The 19,294-nt window shown below is 61.0% G+C and carries 17 protein-coding genes and 1 other RNA gene; 2 read left to right on the forward strand and 16 right to left on the reverse strand.

Features of this window, described 5'->3' with window-relative positions:
- Positions 1–45: 45 nt before the first annotated feature.
- The 5 genes from glmM to ssrA all read right to left on the reverse strand — a co-directional run bounded on the left by glmM (position 46) and on the right by ssrA (position 4,376).
- The gene (gene glmM / locus FGQ61_RS07830; protein ID WP_006234694.1) at positions 46–1,383 is read right to left on the reverse strand and encodes a phosphoglucosamine mutase; all 1,338 of its coding nucleotides are present in this window, start codon (positions 1,381–1,383) and stop codon (positions 46–48) included.
- 123 nt (positions 1,384–1,506) lie between these two features.
- Entirely contained in the window at positions 1,507–1,902 is a 396-nt protein-coding gene (rpsI, locus tag FGQ61_RS07835; protein WP_022094634.1) for a 30S ribosomal protein S9, read from the reverse strand.
- A gap of 2 nt (positions 1,903–1,904) precedes the next feature.
- On the reverse strand, positions 1,905–2,348 hold the full coding sequence (gene rplM / locus FGQ61_RS07840; RefSeq protein ID WP_022094635.1) for a 50S ribosomal protein L13: 444 nt from the start codon (positions 2,346–2,348) through the stop codon (positions 1,905–1,907).
- A 157-nt stretch (positions 2,349–2,505) separates the two neighbouring features.
- The gene (locus FGQ61_RS07845; RefSeq protein WP_138375148.1) at positions 2,506–3,384 is read right to left on the reverse strand and encodes a patatin-like phospholipase family protein; all 879 of its coding nucleotides are present in this window, start codon (positions 3,382–3,384) and stop codon (positions 2,506–2,508) included.
- 628 nt (positions 3,385–4,012) lie between these two features.
- Positions 4,013–4,376, reverse strand: a transfer-messenger RNA (tmRNA) gene (gene ssrA / locus FGQ61_RS07850).
- A 236-nt stretch (positions 4,377–4,612) separates the two neighbouring features.
- Here ssrA and FGQ61_RS07855 point away from each other — a divergent pair.
- Positions 4,613–5,047 carry a hypothetical protein gene (locus FGQ61_RS07855; RefSeq protein ID WP_138375149.1) on the forward strand — a complete coding sequence of 145 codons (435 nt, stop codon included), beginning with the start codon at positions 4,613–4,615 and terminating at the stop codon, positions 5,045–5,047.
- A gap of 59 nt (positions 5,048–5,106) precedes the next feature.
- Here FGQ61_RS07855 and FGQ61_RS07860 read toward each other — a convergent pair whose 3' ends face one another.
- The 11 genes from FGQ61_RS07860 to FGQ61_RS09825 form a co-directional block, all read right to left on the reverse strand.
- On the reverse strand, positions 5,107–5,622 hold the full coding sequence (locus FGQ61_RS07860; protein WP_171021551.1) for a type II toxin-antitoxin system VapC family toxin: 516 nt from the start codon (positions 5,620–5,622) through the stop codon (positions 5,107–5,109).
- Entirely contained in the window at positions 5,619–5,972 is a 354-nt protein-coding gene (locus FGQ61_RS09585) for a hypothetical protein (RefSeq protein WP_171021552.1), read from the reverse strand. Before FGQ61_RS09585 ends, FGQ61_RS07860 begins: the two co-directional genes overlap by 4 nt.
- Positions 5,973–6,115: 143 nt before the next feature.
- Positions 6,116–8,131 (reverse strand): heavy metal translocating P-type ATPase, encoded by a 2,016-nt coding sequence (locus FGQ61_RS07870; protein WP_249360962.1) that lies wholly within the window; start codon positions 8,129–8,131, stop codon positions 6,116–6,118.
- Between the two features lie 78 nt (positions 8,132–8,209).
- Entirely contained in the window at positions 8,210–8,455 is a 246-nt protein-coding gene (locus tag FGQ61_RS07875) for a DUF6110 family protein (RefSeq protein WP_022094642.1), read from the reverse strand.
- Positions 8,456–8,864: 409 nt separating this feature from the next.
- Positions 8,865–10,541, reverse strand: coding sequence for an Asp-tRNA(Asn)/Glu-tRNA(Gln) amidotransferase subunit GatB (gene gatB / locus FGQ61_RS07880; RefSeq protein ID WP_138375153.1), 1,677 nt, complete (start codon positions 10,539–10,541; stop codon positions 8,865–8,867).
- A complete protein-coding gene (gene gatA / locus FGQ61_RS07885; RefSeq protein ID WP_138375154.1) occupies positions 10,541–12,055 on the reverse strand; it encodes an Asp-tRNA(Asn)/Glu-tRNA(Gln) amidotransferase subunit GatA in 1,515 nt (504 codons plus the stop codon). Before gatA ends, gatB begins: the two co-directional genes overlap by 1 nt.
- Entirely contained in the window at positions 12,055–12,366 is a 312-nt protein-coding gene (gatC, locus tag FGQ61_RS07890; protein ID WP_055287082.1) for an Asp-tRNA(Asn)/Glu-tRNA(Gln) amidotransferase subunit GatC, read from the reverse strand. Before gatC ends, gatA begins: the two co-directional genes overlap by 1 nt.
- A 346-nt stretch (positions 12,367–12,712) precedes the next feature.
- On the reverse strand, positions 12,713–13,630 hold the full coding sequence (locus FGQ61_RS07895) for a class C sortase (RefSeq protein WP_171021553.1): 918 nt from the start codon (positions 13,628–13,630) through the stop codon (positions 12,713–12,715).
- A 534-nt stretch (positions 13,631–14,164) separates the two neighbouring features.
- Positions 14,165–15,817 carry an isopeptide-forming domain-containing fimbrial protein gene (locus FGQ61_RS07900; RefSeq protein WP_171021554.1) on the reverse strand — a complete coding sequence of 551 codons (1,653 nt, stop codon included), beginning with the start codon at positions 15,815–15,817 and terminating at the stop codon, positions 14,165–14,167.
- Positions 15,818–15,931: 114 nt separating this feature from the next.
- Positions 15,932–17,596 carry a SpaA isopeptide-forming pilin-related protein gene (locus FGQ61_RS07905; RefSeq protein ID WP_138375157.1) on the reverse strand — a complete coding sequence of 555 codons (1,665 nt, stop codon included), beginning with the start codon at positions 17,594–17,596 and terminating at the stop codon, positions 15,932–15,934.
- Positions 17,589–18,530: a Spy0128 family protein gene (locus tag FGQ61_RS09825; RefSeq protein WP_347496363.1), complete on the reverse strand. Its 942-nt coding sequence runs from the start codon at positions 18,528–18,530 to the stop codon at positions 17,589–17,591. The genes FGQ61_RS07905 and FGQ61_RS09825 overlap by 8 nt, the downstream gene beginning before the upstream one ends.
- Here FGQ61_RS09825 and FGQ61_RS09830 point away from each other — a divergent pair.
- Positions 18,504–19,223, forward strand: a complete 720-nt coding sequence (locus FGQ61_RS09830; protein WP_271737562.1) for a hypothetical protein — start codon at positions 18,504–18,506, stop codon at positions 19,221–19,223. The two genes, FGQ61_RS09825 and FGQ61_RS09830, sit on opposite strands and share 27 nt — an antisense overlap.
- The last annotated feature ends 71 nt before the right edge of the window (positions 19,224–19,294 follow it).

Raw genomic sequence — 19,294 nt, forward strand, 5'->3', positions numbered from 1 at the left:
CAAAATAACCTTAACAGTTTACCACTTGGCACCCGTTTTTGACCATTAGGGAAGTTCGCGCTTGACAACCTCGACGATGTCGTCGACAACGCGCTGGGTCAGCTCGTGCGTCTCGGCCTCGGCCATCACGCGGACCAGCGGCTCGGTACCGCTCGGGCGCACCAGAATGCGGCCGCGGCCGTCAAGCTCCTTCTCGGCGGCAGCGACGGCATCCCAGATGGGCTGGCAATCGTCCAGACCAGCCTTGTTGTCGGAATGCACGTTGACGAGTACCTGCGGGTACTTCTTCATGATACCGGCAAGATCGGTGAGGGTGCGACCGGTGCGCTTGAGCACGGCCAGCAGCTGCAGAGCCGTCACCAGGCCGTCACCGGTGGTGTTGTGCTCCAGGAAGATGATGTGGCCGGACTGTTCGCCGCCGATGACGGCGCCGTCCGCGAGCATGCGCTCCAGAACGTAGCGGTCGCCCACGGCGGTCTGGACCATCTCGAAGCCCTGCTCCTTCATAGCGATGGAGAAGCCCAGGTTGCACATGACGGTCGAGACGATCTCGGAGTTGGCGAGCTTGCCGCGAGCGGCGAGGTCAGAACCGCAGATAGCCAGGATGTAGTCACCGTCGATCTCATTGCCCTCGCTGTCCACGAACAGTACGCGGTCGGCGTCGCCGTCGTGGGCCAGGCCGATATCAGCATGGGTGCGCAGCACGAGCTCGCGAAGGGGCTCGAGGTGCGTAGAGCCGCACTCAACATTAATGTCGGTGCCGCAATAATCGGTGTTGATGGCATGGACCGTGGCACCCAGGCGCTGCAGCGCGGCGGGCGTGGTCTGGCAAGAAGCACCGTGGCCGCAGTCGACGGCAACGACCAGGCCGTCGAGCCTCAGGCCATCAAGCGTATCGATGGCGTGGTCGACGTATGCCTTGCGAGCGTCCTTCATCTTGATGATGTGGCCCACGCCGGCACCGGTCGGCAGCGTGTCGGCAGCCATGGCTTCCTCGGACATGACCCAGGCGCTGATCTCTTCCTCGACAGCATCGGGAAGCTTCATGCCCTTGCGGCTAAAGAACTTGATGCCATTAAACTCCGGCGGATTATGCGAAGCAGAGATGACGATGCCGCCATCGAGCTCGTTTTGAACGGTGAGCAGCGCCACGGCAGGCGTGGGGATGACGCCGCAGCAGTGCGGACGGCCGCCCTCGGCCATAATGCCGGCGGTCAGAGCACTCTCGAGCATGGTGCCCGAAAGACGCGTATCGCGGCCGATGCAGATATCCGGACCAAGAAACTTGGTCGCCGCGCGGCCCAGACGAAACGCGAGGTCGCACGAAAGATCGGCGTTGGCGACGCCACGGACGCCGTCGGTACCGAAGATGTTCTGGGGCATAGGATTGCTCCTTCCCTAGCAGGCGATATGCAACCGCCCACCCTAGTCGAAAAAGAAAAGCGGGACCCGCCGAGGAATCGGCAGGCCCCGCTTGTACATTGTATCTCGAAAGGAGATAAAACCTTAGCGCTTGGAGAACTGGGGAGCGCGGCGGGCCTTCTTGAGGCCGTACTTCTTGCGCTCGACCACGCGAGCATCGCGCGTAAGGAAACCGGCCTTCTTGAGGTCAGCACGGTAGTCGCCAGCGTTCAGAAGAGCGCGAGCGATGCCCAGGCGCAGAGCGCCGGACTGACCGGAGATGCCGCCGCCATCGCACAGAGCGATAACGTCGAACTGACCGGCGGTGTCGGTCACCTTGAAGGGAGCAAGGGCGTTCTCAACGAGCTGATGACGGCCGAAATACTGCTCGGCGTCACGCTTGTTGATGGTCACCTTGCCGGTGCCGGGGACGAGACGGACGCGGGCGACGGCGTTCTTACGACGGCCGGTACCCTGGTAGACAACGGTGTTCTCAGCCATCTTTAAGCCTCCAGCTCAATCTTCGTGGGGTTCTGGGCAGCATGCGGATGCTCGGCACCAGCGTAGACCTTAAGCTTGGTCATCTGGGCACGACCGAGGGTGGTCTTGGGCAGCATACCGCGAACGGCGCGCTCGATGACCTTCTCCGGGTGCTTCTCCATAGCCTGGCGGAAGCTCTCAGCCTTGAGGCCGCCGTTGTAGCCGCTGTGGCGATAATAGGTCTTCGTGTCGGCCTTGTTACCGGTAAGCTGGACCTTATCGGCGTTGATGACGACAACGAAGTCGCCGCAGTCGCTGTTGGGCGTGAACTGGGGCTTGTTCTTACCGCGCAGGATCATTGCGATCTGGGTGGCAAGACGGCCCAGGACAGCACCATCGGCGTCGACGAGAACCCAGTTGCGCTGGACCTCGCCCTGCTTGGCGTAGTGAGTCGATTTCGAAATCACTTAGACTCCTCCATGTACAGTACGTGTTGTTACAGAGATTCACGGGGCTCTGCAAGTAACCCGTCCATATTACCCCGCTCGCCGTACGAGTCAACAGGTATTTTGGCTCCGACCAGAGTTTCTGCACATGTCATCCATGGGTCATGATGTCGCGACACTAGCGCTCGACAAATGCCTCGATATCTCCCAGCAAGCGCTTTGCCTCCTGGCGGCCCTGAATATACAGGTCGAGGAGCTTTGCCGGATCGTGCTCGACATGACCGACCTCGACCGGCTTTTGCGGAGCAACGACCAACGCACGGCCCTCGCGCTCATACTTCCACAGGTGCATGCGCTGGATGTTGTAACGGTCGTGACGCGTCTCGATTCCCTCGAGCAGATAGGGGTAGTCGGCATAGCGGGCGCGCGCGGCAGGCATAAACTCGTAGGGCTTTTTCTCGTACGAGCGGTCCTGCGTGACGATGACGACCGCACGGTCGAAGCCCGCCTCCTCCAGCACGTGCTCGATGGGGATCGAATCGGCTACGCCGCCGTCGACGTATTTGTGCCCGTCAATCTCGACTGGCGGCGTCACCAGCGGCAGCGAGGTCGAGGCACGCACGGCGTCGAGGTCGAGCACGGCGCTTTTAACCGGGAGGTACGTGGCGGTTCCAAAGAGCATGTCCGTCGCGACGGCGTACATCTCGATGGGACTGGCGTCGAACGTCTCGTTGTCAAAGGGATCCAGGCGGTCCTGAACATCGTTGAAGATAAAGTCGTAGCCGACGATGGAGCCCGTGGACGCAAACGATGCGGCACCCATGAAGCGGCTATCGTTGCAGAAAGCCAGGTTGATGCGGTTGGCACGACCGATCTGGTGCGACTTGTAGTTCACGCCGTTGAGGGCGCCGGCCGATACACCGTAGACAGCCGGAATCTCGACGCCAGCCTCCATGAGGACGTCGAGCACGCCTGCGGTAAATTGCCCGCGGAAGCTGCCGCCCTCCAAAACGAGCGCGACCTTGCCAGCGTTCTTTGCCTTATCTTCTGCAGTCATGTTGACCTCCTGCGATTGCGTTTTGGCTTTCTTCTACCCAGTTTTGGGATGGCGAGCGCGCAGTTTTTGGAGTTGAGGAGGGCGGAGCGGTCGGCGGGAAAGCGTGTCCCGTTCTCAGAGCAAATTCCGGGTCGCATTTTCCGCTGAGCCCGTCATCAGGAAAATGAATCCCATTTCGAGCTTAGATTCCGGGATGCGCTTTCCGCTTGATGTGTCATCCGGAAACTACGTCCCAGTCTGAGCGCGGATTCCGGGACGCGCTTTCCGCCTGGGCTGCCATCGGGAAAGCGTGTCCCGGTCTGCGTTGCCGTAGCGTTTTCTTTACGCCCGCGCCCTGCACAGAGTTCGATTCTCCGCGGGTGGGGGGGATCCGTTGATGGGTTGAAACCGGGGCATGACGCCCGGTCGGCATCTCATCTATATCTGGCTGAGGCTTTGCGCGGAGAATCCGCGTATTTGCTTCGCAAATCCGCACCGGCTTCGGCCGCCTGCCGGCGTCCTCGCCCGCGGGCTAAAAACGCTTACGCGTTTTCTTTACGCCCGCGCCCTGCATAGAGTTCGATTCTCCGCGGTATCTGTAAGTAATAAAAAAGCAGGTAGAGACACTTCTCTACCTGCTTGTAACTATTGGTGGAGGCGCGGAGAATCGAACTCCGGTCCACGAAAGCCCCCTGATTGGCATCTCCAAGCTCAGTCGCTGGTTTAGTCTCGGACGCTTTGCGCGCAGCGACACGCTCGCAACGTCCTAACCGGTTCGGTCTTAGCCTGCGTCATACCGATTACGTGCGCAGGAGCATTCCCCTAATATGACGTCGCACCGGTGGCGGGGAAATCACCGGGTTGACGCGCCGCTATAAATTAAGCAGCGAGAGCCATAGGCTCAAAAGAAGAGTTGTTGTCAATTCAATTTGACGGTACCCCTGTTTAACGAGGCGAGGAGACCTCGGCTTGCTTCCTCTCTCAGAGCTATCGTGTCGAAACCAGTCGCCCCCGAATGTCGGGAAGTCTGGATGGCATTGGGCACGAGCACCCAACACCCGTCGACTTTTCAAGGAACATGCAGGGCGAGCCCCGCTTGTGGAGTGTTATCTTACCACGTTCTGAAAGCGGACAGCTGTTCTATGCACGAGCTGTGAAGACCCCAATGTGCGCCGCACTTCGCACTTTTGCTACCGATCGCGTCACGTATATTTTCGCCAAGCAAAATTGACCCGTCGAAAGGACCGTTATGGATACCAAGCAGCAACTCGTCAATGCCCTCGCAGGCCTGGGTTCAACCATTACCGAAGCTATGGATGTCATCGAAGGCTTTGTCCCCTGCGGACATCCCGCCCTCACGGTTTCGAACGCCCTTGTTGCGCTGGACGCTGACGATGATGCAGCTCTCGCCCAGCAGCTTGAGACCGTCGAGGGCTTTATCGACCACGTGAGTGAGAACCGCGGCGTGGCCGCCTACCACGGCATCGAGGTCGAGCTCGCGGGGCCCAAGGCCGATCTATTCGCAGCAATCCGCGAGGTAGGCGCCCTTATGCAGACCGCAGGCGTCAAGAACACCCAGGTCAACGAGTGGGTCTACCGCAGTCTGGCAGCACTCGACAGCTCCGACGAAAAGGCAGCCGAGCAGCTCGCAGAAAGCCCCGCCATCATGGCCGAGCTTTTGTAAATAGCAGACGCGGGTCCCCTTGGCGCATCGTCGTCCAAGAGGCCCGCAAACAGTTCGCGTCAACCGATAGCCGCGTCGCCGCGTTCGGCCAAAGCAAGAATCGGCATCATTTGGCGCGGGGTCTTTGCTGCAAGATCGGCATGTTCGAGCAGCTTGCGATCGTTAGTCACCAAGTAATCGACCTGTGCGCGCTTGCACGCAGCGAGCACCAAGTTGTCCTCGTAATCGCGATGGAGCGCTAAGTATTTGTCGGCAAGCCAAAGGTCCGACGCATCTGCACCCACGGCCGTGGCGTTTTCGGTCATGTTCCGCACAAACGCCAACGCCGCATCACCAATCGCGCGGGCAGAAGCCTCGTCGAGCGCTCCCCCGCTGGCAAGAACGCTTCGCTTCAGCTCGTGTTGGACAACGTACAGCACGTCCTTAGCGATATGCACCGGGAAGAACAGTAACGCCCCCGTCTCCGTCGCCCGCCCAATAAACGCACGCGCAGCAAGCGACTCGGCATGGTCGACGCAAAACGAATCAACCCATACGTTGGCATCCACCATGATCTTGAGAGGCGCCCCACTCACTGGATCATCCCCTTTTGGCGATAATGCTCGTCCATGGCTTCGGAATAGATTGCGTCCCAGTCGCGATCGTCGGATACGGGCGACGTAGCAATGCCCAGGTCCGCATAAAGCTGATCCGCCGCCGCCCATGATGCGGCGAACGGAGTATCGTGCGCGACGGTCTGCCGCCGGTCGTCGACGGCCGCAAGCACTTCCTCGCACTGCCCGCCACCCTGCGCGACCTTGGCCACCACCTTTTTGATGAGCTCGGGCAGCGAGGCGCCCGAAAGCCGAAGCGCTTCCTCCGCATGATCCTTGACCTGGCGATCCACGCGAACGTTCACCTGCGCCATGCCGCTAACAGCACCCACGTCGATCCCACTCCCTTCAATTGCTAGCCTTGCTAGCACCAATATATAAAAAAGCTAGCAAATGGTCAAATGCAAAAAGCCTGCGCCCGGACGACACCGATGCCGTCTGGGCGCAGGCCAGATAACGTGGACGAACACGTCTGCTAACGCAGGTAAGCCTTCGCGTTGCTCAGGCTGTAGGCAATCGTCGAGCCGTTGTGCAGCAGTGACGACGTCTGCGGAGTGATCATGCCGGTAATGCCCAATGCCAACAGCGCCGAGTTGGTGAGCATCACCTTGGAATACGAACTCGTCAGACGGTCGATAAGCCCCTGGCTCATGCGGCGCAGGCGCACGATTGCAGCCAGATCCGTATCGGTCAGGATGATATCGGCGACCTCCTTGGCGATGTCGCTTCCGCCGCCCATGGCCAGACCCACATCGGCCAGGCCCAGCGCCGGCGAATCGTTGACGCCGTCGCCCACCATGGCAACGTGGCGCCCCTCGCTCTTAATGCGCTCAACATAGGCGTACTTGTCCTCGGGCAGCAGTTCGGCCTTAAACTCGTCGACACCCGCCTCGCGCGCAATGCGCTCGGCCGTGCGCTCCGAGTCGCCCGTGAGCATGACCACGTGCTTAACGCCCAACGCGTGCAAGTCGGCGATGGCCTCGCGGACCCCGGGCTTAAGCGGGTCCTCGATACCGAGCACGCCCACAACGGTGCCGTCGACCGCCAGATACAGCGGCGACAGACCCTGCATCTGGGACTCAATGCGTTCCTTGATGTCGGAATCGAGCTGCGCGCTCTCGTCCTCAAATACAAAGTGCGCGGAACCGATGATGGCGCGACGCCCCTCGATGGACGAAGCGATGCCGTGCGCCACGATGTACTCGACGGCGGCATGGCGCTCGCGGTGCTCGAGCCCGCGCTCGCGTGCCGCATTGACCACGGCGCGCGCCACCGGATGCGGAAAATGCTCCTCCAAGCAAGCGGAAAGGCGCAGGACCTCGTCCTCACTCCAGCCATCGGTGGTGAGTACGCAGACAAGACGCGGCTGCGCCTCGGTGAGCGTGCCGGTCTTATCAAACACAATGGTGTCGGCCTTGGCAAACGACTCAAAGTACTTCGCGCCCTTGACCATCACGCCCATCTTGGCAGCATCGCTCATAGCAGTCATGACGGCGACGGAGCCCGTGAGCTTGAGTGCGCACGAGTAGTCGACCATCAGTGCCGCTGAGGTCTTGATGAGGCTGCGGGTGGCAAGCGCAACCAAGCCCGCAAGCAGGAAGTTCCACGGGACGATCTTGTTGGCGAGGTCTTCCATGTGCGACTGGCCCTCGGACTTGAGCGAGTCGGCCGTCTGCACGAGTGAGACGATCGAGCGCAGTTTGGTCTGCGCCGTGTTGGCGCGCACGCGCACCAAGATGCTGCCGTCTTCCACGACAGTGCCGGCGAACACGTCGTCGCCTGCGCTGCGCTCGACGGCAAGCGGCTCGCCGGTCAGGGTCGCCTGGTTGACCATAGCGCTCCCCTGCTCGACAACACCGTCGATGCAAATGGACATGCCAGTTCGCACGGCGACCAAGTCGCCGGGCTCAAGCTCGGTCGCGGCAACGCTTACCTCGGTGTCGCCGACGACCTTTTGCGCCTTGTCGGGCACATCGAGCAGCGAGTTGATGAGCTCGTTTTCGCTCATGGCGCGGGTGTAGTCCTCGAGCAGCTCGCCCACGTTGAGCAGAAACATCGTCTGGCCCGCGGTGTCGACATCACGCTTGACGAACGAAATGCCAATGGCCGAAGCGTCGAGCACGGGAACGGTCAGGCGCGGCTGCGCCAGCTCACGGAGGGCGGCGCGCAAAAATGCCATGTAACCGGCCACGACAAACACCGCGCGCAGGGGCGTGGGCAAGAACCAGCGACGTGCGTAATGGGCACCGACGAGTGTCGCCAGGTCCATAACGAGTTTGTGCTTGCGCGGCTCGAGTTGCATCACGTAGCCCGACTTGGCATCGGCGATAGCTTGAGCATCGAGTGCGCCTAGGGCGTCGAGCACGCTTGCGCGGCGCGGCTCGTCGTACTCCAACGCCATCTGGCCAATGCGGCCATACACGCGCACCTTGTGCACGCCATCGATGTCGCCGCCAAGCTTAAGAAGTGCGTCGAGATCGCTCTCTGGCACAGGACCCGCCAATTGAAGACGGGTCCTGCCGGGGATCTCGCTAATAATCGAGAATCTCATAGTTTGTGCCTGGGAGCGTTACTCGGCTGCCTCGTCAGCAGCGGCCTCGCTCTGGGTGATGTAGGCCGCCTCGGCAACCATGTCGTCGACATTAGCCTTGGCCTGCTCGACCATGTCCTGGTAGCAGTTCTTGACGCGCATACCGCACGCGATGCCCTGCACGCAGGCATTCTTGACCGGAGCGCTGGTGAGCAGCTTGATGCCGGCCGTGCCAAGCAGAAAACCGCCACCGACAAGCAGGGTATTGAACGTCGACTTCTTCATGTTGCTTCTCCCTTTTGCCGCATTGGACGCGGCACGGTGCCTCAGCACCCGAGTAAACAAGTTTGCTCGAGCACACTTTTGGAAAATAGTTTAGTTTATCTAACTATTAAGTTCAACAAAGGTTAACTTTTTGGAAATCTTGATGCGCGATGTGACCAAAGGGACAGCCCCTTTGCCACCCGCACAAAAAATGAGGGCGCCAACGGCACCCTCATTCACCAAATTCCATTCAGCCCGCCTGACCCGAACGGCCGAGTCGTTGTAGAACCCGGGAGCCCCGGCAGGGCGGGTGCTTCCTCAAAATGAGTTCCGCACGCAAAGAAGGCCACTTAATGTGGCCTTCGTCTTGCGCAGGACTGTTCGAAATTTTGAGGAAGCACCCGCCCTGCCGGGGCTCCCGGGTTCCCGCTTACGAGAGCGACGTTCTCAGCAACTCGTTGAAGAGCTTCGGGTTGCCCTTGCCGCGACTCGCCTTCATGCACTGGCCCACCAAAAAGCCGATGACCTTTTGGTTACCGTCACGATACTGCTGCGCCTGATCGGCACAGTTTGCCAGCACCTCGTCCACGATCGGCTGCAGCGCGCCGGCATCGCTCACCTGACGCATGCCGCGCTCGTCGACGATCTTGTTGGGGTCGTCGCCGGTCTGGGCCATGGCCTCAAAGACCTCGTGCGCCTGGTTGGAGCTGATGGCATCGGTCGCCAGCAGCTTGGCAAGGGCTGCCACCTGAGCCGGCGCAATACCGGACTCGGTCAGCGAGACACCCGCGCCCTTAAGGTAGGCGATCATCTCGTTGACCAGCAAGTTTGCAACCGTCTGGGCCTCCTTGCCAGCCATACCGGCAGCGGCGGCCTCAAAGAACTCGGCAAACTCGGGGTCGCCGGCGATCTGCTCGGCGTCGGCCGCCTTAATGCCAAAGTCGGCCTCAAAACGGGCGCGCTTGGCATCGGGCAGCTCGGGGATCTCGCCACGGCAGCGGTCGATGAACTCGTCGTCTAGGTCGAACGGCGCCAGGTCGGGATCGGGGAACAGGCGATAGTCGTCTGCCGTTTCCTTCACACGCATGACCACGGTGCGCTTGCGGCTGGGCTCCCAGTGGCGGGTCTCCTGATAGATGATGCCGCCTTCCTCGAGCACCTCGGCCTGGCGGCAAATCTCGTAGGCAAGGCCATCGTGCAGGCTCTTAAACGAGTTAAGGTTCTTGAGCTCGGTCTTGGTGCCCAGCTTGGTCTCGCCGCGGCGGCGCAGCGACACGTTGCCGTCGCAGCGCATGGAGCCCTTCTCCATGGAGCAGTCCGAAATACCCAGCGTCACAAAGATGCGACGGAGCTTTTCCATAAACAGACGCGCTTCCTCGGGCGTACGCAAATCGGGCTCGGTGACGAGCTCGATGAGCGGCGTGCCGCAGCGGTTGTAGTCGACGAGCGACTCGGCAGCGGCCGTAATACGGCCCTCGGCACCGCCCACGTGCACCATCTTGGCGGCGTCCTCCTCCATATGGATGCGCAGGATGCGAATGGGCACCGTGTAGGAACCGTCCTCGCGACGCTCGGGCATCTGCAGGTTGGACGCGTCATAGCTGGCCAGGTGGCCGGCACGCTGATTACCCTCGCGCATGGTCGACGTCATGGACGTGGACAGGCCCTCGGCGTTGGCCGAGGCGCTCGCCAGGCTCTGGGCCTCGGCCTCGCCAAACGCGCAGTCGGGGCGCTCGGCGGCACCGCGACCGGTCACGTCCAGATCCAGGTGACCGTACATGGCAAAGGCGACCGGACCCTGCGTGGTCTGGAAGTTCTTGGCCATGTCGGGATAGAAGTAGTGCTTGCGGTAGAACATCGAGTGGCGCTGGATCTCGCAGTTAGTGGCGAGACCGGCCTTGACAATGCTCTCGATGGCGCGCTTGTTGGGCACCGGCAGGGCGCCGGGCAGGCCCAGGCACACCGGGCACACGTTAGCATTGGGCTCGTCATCGTGGCTGAGCTTGCAGTTGCAGAACATCTTGGTATCGAGTGCGGTGAGCTCGGTATGGATCTCCAGGCCGATCACGGCCTCCCAATCCTGCAGGACCTCGGAAAGCTCCTTCATTACAGCTCGCCTCCCTTCCCGGCAAAATCGGGCGCGACGGAAAGCGCGGGCGCACCCGTGGCGGCATCGGCAAAGCCGCGCTCCAGGGCGCGGGCAAACGTGAGCAGCTGACGGTCCTTAAAGGCCGGACCCACCAGCTGGGCAGAAACGGGCAGCTGAGTATCCTCGCCCAGACCCAGCGGCACCGAGATACCACCGTTGCCGCAAATGTTGAGCGAGATGGTGTACAGGTCGGAGAGGTACATCTGCGTAGGGTCGCTGATCTCGCCAAACTTAAAGGCCGTGCGCGGCGAGGCGGGCATGAGGATGGTGTCCACCTTGGCATACGCGGCGTCGTAGTCCTGCGTGATGAGCGTGCGGGCCTTTTGCGCAGCGTAGTAGTACTTGTCGTACACGCCCGAGCTCAGCAGGTAGGCGCCAAGCATCTGACGGCGCTTGGCCTCGGCACCAAAGCCGTGGGCACGCGAAAGCGAGCTCTGGTCGGACAGGTTGGCGCAGCCCTCCTCCTGATAGCCATAGCGAATGCCGTCGAAGCGGGCCAGGTTGGAGAACGCCTCGGCCGGGCCGATGACGTAGTAGGCGGCGATAGCGGCGTCCAGGTGCGGCAGATCGACCTCGACCAGCTCGGCGCCCTGGTTCTGCAGCTCCTGGGCGGCGCGCTGAACAGCAGCCTTGACCTCGGACGTCAGGCCCTCGGCTTCCATAAACGCGGGGATGATGCCCACGCGCTTGCCCTCGATGCTGTCGTTGAGGTGATCGGTAAAGTCGACGGCGCAATCCTGGCTGGTGCAGTCGTACGGATCGCGGCCCGCGCCGGTAAGCGCGTTCATGGCCAGCGCGACATCCTCGACCGTACGGCCAAAGGGGCCCACCTGGTCGAGCGACGAGCCAAAGGCGACCACGCCGTAACGGCTCACGGCGCCATACGTGGGCTTAAAGCCCACCACGCCGCACAGCGACGCCGGCTGGCGAATGGAGCCGCCGGTGTCCGAGCCCAGCGAGAGCGCGACCTCGCCTGCGGCGACGGCTGCAGCGGAGCCGCCCGAAGAGCCGCCGGGCACGCGCTCGGTATCCCAGGGATTGTTGGTGCGGTGGAACGCCGAGCTCTCGGTGGAGCTGCCAAAGGCAAACTCGTCCATGTTGGCCTTGCCCATGGGCAGGCAGCCGGCATCGAGCATGCGCTGGACGCAGGTGGCGGTGTAGACGCTCTGGTAGTTCTCGAGCATGCGGGAAGCGCAAGTGGTGCGCGTGCCCACGAGGTTCATGTTGTCTTTGATGGCCAGCGGCACGCCCGCAAGCGGGGGCAGCGGCTTGCCTGCGGCGCGGTCGGCATCCACACGCGCGGCGGCCTCGAGCGCAAGCTCGGGCGCCACCTGCAGGAATGCCTGGACCCCGCCCTCGCGCGCCTCGATGGCGGCAAGGGAGGCCTGGGCCACCTCGGTAGCGGTAAAGTCGCCGGCGGCAACGCCCGCGGCGATCTGGGCGGCGGTAAGGGAATCGAAGCTTAGCGCCATTACTCGCTCTCCCCCTCTCCCAAAATGGACGGCACGCGGAAGTAGCGGTCGCGCGCGCTGCCGGCGTTCTCGAGCGCAACGTCGAGCGGCAGGTCGCGCTCGGGCTCGCGCAGGTCATCGCCCATCACGTTGGACAGGCTTCCGATGGGATGGAACGTGGGCTCCACGTCGGGCAAGTCATATTGCAAGACGGGCTCGAGCATCTGGACGGCGTCGTTCAGGTAGGACGTCATCTGGGTGAGCTCGTCATCGGTCAGTGCGATCTTTGCGTACTCGGCGATGCCGCGCACGTCTTTCTCGCTGAGTGCCATAGGCGCTCCCTTCCGCATAACAGATAAACCGCTCTAGTATACAAGGCAACGCCGCTTGGAGCAGGTGCTTTACCTAAATGCAGCGAAAACGTAACGAGGACGGCGGGCTGGCAGGCGGCGGGCCGGCGGTTCTACAGCGAAACCGCACCGTCCATAGCGAAAGCCGTACTGCCCACAACGAAAACCGTCCCGCCCACAACGAAAAGCATCCCGTCCGAAACGAAAAGCATCACAACATTCGACGCTTTTCGTCAAAATCGAGATTTTCATCGAATGTTGTGATGGCTTGGAAGTCCCGACCACCACAAAGGTGCCTGTCCCCATTGTGGTGGTTCTGAAGAATGTCTTATGCCGAGGCCTTGGCCTTGCGGCGCCTGCGGACCGCGTGGATCACGATGTCCAGCAGCAACAGCACAATGGCTACGACCACGATGAGCACGGCAAACTCGCGCTTGCCCCAGTGGCGGCCGGCCAGCGACTTTTGCTTGTCGACGTCCTTCTTGTTGTACTTGGTGCGCACGCAATGCACCAGCAGGCGATGGTCGTTCACGCCGTAGGGCGTGCAGGTGACGAGCGTCACCTTGTCGGCACCGGGCTCGATGGTCAGCGACTCCATCTCCTCGGGCAGCACGACCTCGGAGTCCACCATCTTGTAAGCGAGCGTCTTGTTCATGGTGTGCAGCAGTACCAGGTCGCCGGGCTCCAGCGAGTGGATGTCGTCGAACATGCTCAGGTTGCGCATGCCCGAGTGCGCGGTGAGCACGCAATGCGTCGATGTGCCGCCCACCGGCAGGCTCGTGCCCTCCAGGTGGCCGACGCCCGCCATAAGGACTTCTTCGCTCGTGCCGTGGTAGATGGGCATGCTCACGTCGATGGAGGGGATCTCGACCCAGCTCATCATGGGGTCGCGGTCAAAGATGAGCTGTTGAGCGTAGGGCTCGATCTGGTCGGCGGGAAGCTCGGTGGCCTCGCCCGCCAGCCGCTCGTTAAAGGAGCGCGCCTGGAGCAGGATGCGCTCGCGCTCCTCGGCAGACAGCGCGTCCACGGTGCTGGACACCGTGCTGATCTGGTTGAACACGCCCGAGGCCTCGAGCCGGTCCAAGATCCACGGCCAGGTCATAAGGCCCACGCCAATAAGGATGATGACGATGGTGATGAGCCGATCGGCCCAGCGCGGCAGTCGCTTGCGGCGGCGCTTGGGCTTTGGCTGAGGTTGGGGCTGAGGACTTGAGCCACCGTTGTCCGCGGCGTTATTGCTCTTCATATGTTTGGCGCCCTGCACCATCGCCGGTCACTCCTTTACAGCTCAGGTTGTCTGAACAAATAATAGCCGATTGGAAGGCTCCCCCGCCGGGCATAGGCCCGTATTTGAGTTTTCAAAATATCGCGAATCAGCAGAGCAGTTCGGGATACAATGTCAATAGGAAACGACGCATCCCGCGTAAATGAAAGAGAGCGCGGGCGGCCTAGTTTTCTGGTTTTGTTAAATGCCCGGAATCCGACCCCCGGGCATTCTTATTTGCGCTTGTTGCGGCGCAAATGCCTTCCACCGTCCGCACTGCGCGTGCGCCTACGGACCTTAAACCGAACTTCATGCGAGTCAAGAAACGCGATGACGGATGAGTCCGCATCGGACGGTGGAGGCTGCCTGTGTTATCCAAAAAGAACGGGGCAAACTCCAGTGCGGAGTCTGCCCCGAAAAGAGAATGGCAAAGCAAGAACGTGGATGGACGAGAAAAGTGTCCGCAAGTCTCATGGCCATTACATCCCACCTGCCAAAGGGATGGGTAAGCGAGCGTTACTCCTGCTCGGACTCCTCAGCCTGCTTACGGCTGCGGATGAGGTGCGCCACGCCGATGCACAGCACCGCGCCACCAGCGATCCAAGTGAAGGTCACGCCATTGAGGCCGGTCAGCGGGAGGCCGGAGCCCTTCTTGTTCCTGACGGTGAGGGTGACAGTACCGCCATTGATGCTCGGAGTATCAACAAGGTTCGAACCGTTCTTACCTGTAGTGACGCTCAACGTGTTGTCACCCTCCGCCTTATCGAGGCCCGCGGCGGTAATGGTGAAGGTAAAGTCATCCAGCGTGTTGTAGCCAGGGTTACTGCCCTCAACCTCGTGCACCGTGTAGGTGCCAGCATCGAGGCCCTTGACGGAAATCTCACCCTGATCGTTCGTTGTGAACTCATACTTACTGTCCCCGAGGGAGCCGTTCTTCTGGACGCACTGGGCAGTCGTTCCCTGAGCTACGTCCTCGTCGGGCGCAGTCGCCTGGATGGTGAACTTTACGCCCTTGAGCTTCTGGTCCGTATCCACAGAGTCTTCCTTGACGAGCTTGAGAGCATAGGTGTAGTCGCGCACGGTGTCGGGCACGGACTCGCCCTTGGAGTCGTGGCCGGGGTTGTTGGAGTAGATGAGCTTGACGCTGTTGTCGTTGCCCTCGCCACCGACAACGACGTTTTCGGCCTTGTCGGGATCGAGCTTGGCGGTGTAGGTGACAACGACCTTAGAATTCGGTTTGATGGTTACGCCCGAACTCTTAAGATCGTTGAACGTGACCGTCAGGAGGTTATTGCCGTTCGCCTGATCATAGTCAACAATGTACTTGTCGCTAGCAATCTTAGTCCCGTCGACCTTGACCTCAACGGAAGTCTTATCGGCGGTCAAGCCGGCGGACAGCTCGTCGTGGAACTGGTAGTAATACGTTTTGAACGTATCGACGTTCTTGGCGACGGTACCGGTAAGCTGATAGTTGACCGGCTGGCCCATCTGCGAGTCGCCCTTGTCGGCCCAATTGCTGACGGACTTGTCGTCCTTAATTTTCTTCTCGACCGTGGGAATATCCGTCTTCTCGACAACCGCCACGGCCTTGCCGCCCACGACGGCGAAGATCGGCGAGGTGCCGGTCTGCTTCTTATCGGCGTAATCGTCCTTGGTTCCAATCGAAGAGGTATCGGTCAGGAAGAGGTAGTAGCCCTTGCTCGTGGCAGTAAAGGGGGTGCCAGCATCAAAAACCACGCCAGTCGCGGGTACGTCCTTCTCGACAGCCAGGGCAATCTTATTGAGAAGATCGTCCTTCTTCACGACCGTGGTAGGAGTGGTATCCATGATCGCCTCAGAAAGGTAGTCGGCGACCTCCTGCGCGGTCGACGAATTGGTGATGCCTGGCGCGTTTTCAGACGTAAGGACGCCGCGAACGGCATCCCTCGCTTGGTCGCTCGCCCAGTCGACGTTGGACGCGACCTTCTGCCCGTCCTTGTCCACGACATCGGCCTTAAAGATCTGATATGCCTTGAACTTGGTGGCTCCATTGTTCTCGTTCTGCGTGATCGTGATCGTATCGTCGCCCTCCGCTGCAAACGCCATGGTCACCGGCGCCATAACTCCGCCGAAGCTCAGCGCTGCTGTGAGGCCGGCGGTTACTGCCAGGCGTGCGATGTTCTTGTTCATGCTCATCTTCTTTTCCTCCGTTTTCCGGTTGGTTCTCATTCGATCGGTCATCATCTGTCTGTGTCTTAGCATCTGCTTCGCTACGTCTCGCCCCGCTCTCTGTGGGGCTGCCAGCTACTCTTTATGGCTGCCACCTCCCCGCTTGATCAGGAGCGCGACCACGATCAGTGCAGCTCCGGCGACCGCTGCGGCGGCCACGGCGTACATTGCCATATCGCCAGTCAAGGGTATAAAGCCTCCGGTGGTGATGCTAGGGGGTGTGCCGGTGGGCGTATTAATGATCGACGCCTCCAGGCTGCCCGTCGACCCGTCCGCGCTGTCGGCGCGCAGGGGCGACTCGGCCGTAATGGTGAGCTTGGGCTTGGCGGCAGCCACCTGGTCGACGTCCAGGCCCTCGGCCTTGACCGTCACGGAGCGCGTGCCCTCAAAGGCGGTGTAGCCCTTGGGCGCCTTGAGCTCGCGGACCTCCAGCTTGCCCGAGTCCACGCCCGAGACGGTCACGCGGCCGTCCTCGCCCGTGGTAACGGTGGCCTTGCCTTCTGCATCCCACGTGCCATCGGCCGCCAGCGTGCGACCGCGGTCGTCGGCGATGCTCAGAACCGCCCCGGGCAGCGGTTTGTCGCCGTCGCTGCCGCGCTTGGTGAACGCGAGATCCCAGATGTAGGCGCACGCGTCATCGCTCGGCGTGCGGGTGAAGCCGGCGTCGCCGGACTGGTCGGCAAAGGGAGAGCGCGGGTAGCGCAGGTAGACCTCGTTGGGGTTGCCCTTCGCGATGCCGTGGTTGCATACGCTGTTGAGCGGCGCATTGTACACGGCGACCACGCGGGCGCCTGCGGTGAAGGTGTCGGTCCCGCCGAGCGCGGCAATCAGGTCACCGGTGCATACGGTGAAGGTCTTGCCGTCGACCGAGACCCTGCACTGGGCCGTGATGTCGGTCCAGCCCTTCGCGGGCTCGGTGCCGGCGCGCCCGTCCTTGCCGGCCGAGACGGCGCCGAAGCCACCGTCCGCGCCCGCCGCCACGTACACGCGCATGCTCGCGGCGACCTTGGAGGGGTCGAGCCCCGCGCTCATGGTGTCGACGAACTGCACCGCATAGGTGTCGTAGGCCGTGAGCCCCGCCGGGACCGTGGCCGAGAGGCGCCAGTACAGGTCGTCGGCGACCGTGGCGTCGGCGGCCTTCTGCCATGCGGCGGTGCTGTCCTCCAGCACGTGCTTGGACACCTTGGGCGTCGCCGCCTTGGGCTTGACGGTGACGGCGCTGCCGCCCACCAGGGCCATGATCGGCGCGGTGCCGGCCTCGCCCTGGGCGATGGCGTCGTCGTCGGCGACGATGAGCCAGTAGCCGCAGGGCAGCTCGGCCGCCGTGCTCGCATTAAGGGCCACGGACACGGCACCAGAGCTCTGGAGGGAACGAGCGAGCTGTGCGCTCAGCGCACTCGTAAGGTGGGAATCGGTGTTGAGCCACTCGGCAGCTTCCTGCGCGGTTGTCTGGGATTTGGACATGCCGGCGCTGTGCAGCACAGGCAGCGCGGCGTCGCGCACGGCATCGCTTGCCCAGGCGAGGTCGGTGGCGATTTTAGCGTCGTTATCGCCATCGATGACGTTGGCGCTAAAGATCTGGTAGGCGTCGTAGCTGCTCGCCACGGTGCCGCTCACCGTGATGGAACCGGTCGAGGTCGGCGCGGCCTGCGCGGATGCGGGGAACACAACCGCGCAGGTGCCGATCACGAGGGCAAGCAGCGCAAACAAGATCGGGAAGGAGCAAACTTTCTTATTCACGACGCTCACCTCCCTTCGCATTCGCCTTGCGACGAATGTGCATCCAGGCCGCAGCAGCGCAAAGCACCGCCGCACCGGCAAGGTACGTCAGCGTGACGCCCGACATACCAGAAAGGGGCAAAGAGGTTGAGTAGGTGTTGGTGAAGGTGGGGGTGGACTTGGGCTTGGTAGTATCGGATCCATCGTTGTAATCCACGGGAGTCTGCCTGCCTTCGTCGATGGCATTACCGTCAGCATCCTTGATCTGGGTGTAGGTCACCTTCGTGGCAGTGATCGTGCCATCTTTCTGATCCGTCATCGTGACATCAAGCTTATAGACCGACTGATCGAACTTGTAATGCGAGAAAATTGAACTCTCATTCTTCTCGCGCACGTAGTACGTGAAGGTCTTGGAAGCGCCACGGCCCGTAGGATCACCGGCAGTGAAGGGTTTCTTCGTGATATCAGAGAGCGAGTACTTAATCCCCTCACCAGACGCATTTAAGAACGAAAGCGTCTGGGACTTGTCGCCATCGACCCGAGTCTTAACCGTCTGAGCGCTGTTGAAGTCCGGGTTATCCGCAAACTCGAGCGTAAACTCCTTCATCTCGCCACCCTTAACGACCTTAGTCGCCTTGGGAATCCAGGAGCCGGTAGATTCGTACGGAGTGTACACGTTGGTGAAGGTCTTTTTCCCATTGGAGCCAGGGACGGAATAATAGCCGTCAGAATCTGCCTGCACAGGACGCGGCTCGCTAGTTGAACCACCGGAGTGCTTGGTTACAGTCATGCCATTAATCGTGTAGTTATGAACTCTGAGATCTTTAGTCGAGTTCGGATCTTTCTGCGTCGGAACAGACATGAGCACAGTCGTGTGGTCCTCGGCCGTCACCACAATCTCGTACACGGCAGAGTCGTACGTGATGTTGTGATCATTGCCAGCATCTTCAACCAAGTAGTATGTAATCTCGTCAGCCGTACCGCTCGCTGCAAACTGCTCACCAAGGTCAAACGTGATGTTGCCGTTAGCGTCATTCTTGACACGCTCAACAAAGTTGCAGCCACCATCGTTGAATGTGCCATTTTTCCAAGAAGGCGCCGTCGCAGTAGCCGAATCCTTGCGATAAACCGCGAAGGAAAACTGATCTGGGGCGGGCGTTTCTTCTTTTCCGGTTTGCGTATTTTTCAACGCCTTGGTCGCCTTCAGCTTAAGGCTCGGGTAAACATACGTATCTGCTGGCTGACCCAAGTACAGGTCGCCGTTCGACATGATGCCGCCGCCATGGTTCCAGGAATAGTTGCCAGTGATGAAGGTTGTGGCAAGACCCTGCGCAGCCGTCGCAGCATCATCTCCGGCATTAACACCCGAAGACAAGCCGATACTATTCTTGACCTGAACACCACCATTAGCCGGAATACTAATCTTCTTTTCAAGTTCAATGCTTCCCGAAAACTTGGCGTCACCGCCACCAAGCATCTTGCCGATCACCGCTGCGATTGGATCGCTGTGTCCCGTTGCAGCAAGAAAGAAATCCGCATGGCCGTTCGTGCGAAATACATCTTTATTGTAGGCATCAATATCTTGGTTCTTGCCGTGACCGCCGCCAGAAAGATGGGGCGTACCGTTATTGCCCGCATTATTAGCTGAATCGTACGTCGTGTCATATGGGGGTGCGGACGATTTCTTGGACCGCGCCTAGGCGTATCCAAGCTTCCTGC

This window comes from Collinsella aerofaciens, from assembly GCF_005844325.1.
Classification (GTDB): Bacteria; Actinomycetota; Coriobacteriia; order Coriobacteriales; family Coriobacteriaceae; genus Collinsella; species Collinsella aerofaciens_G.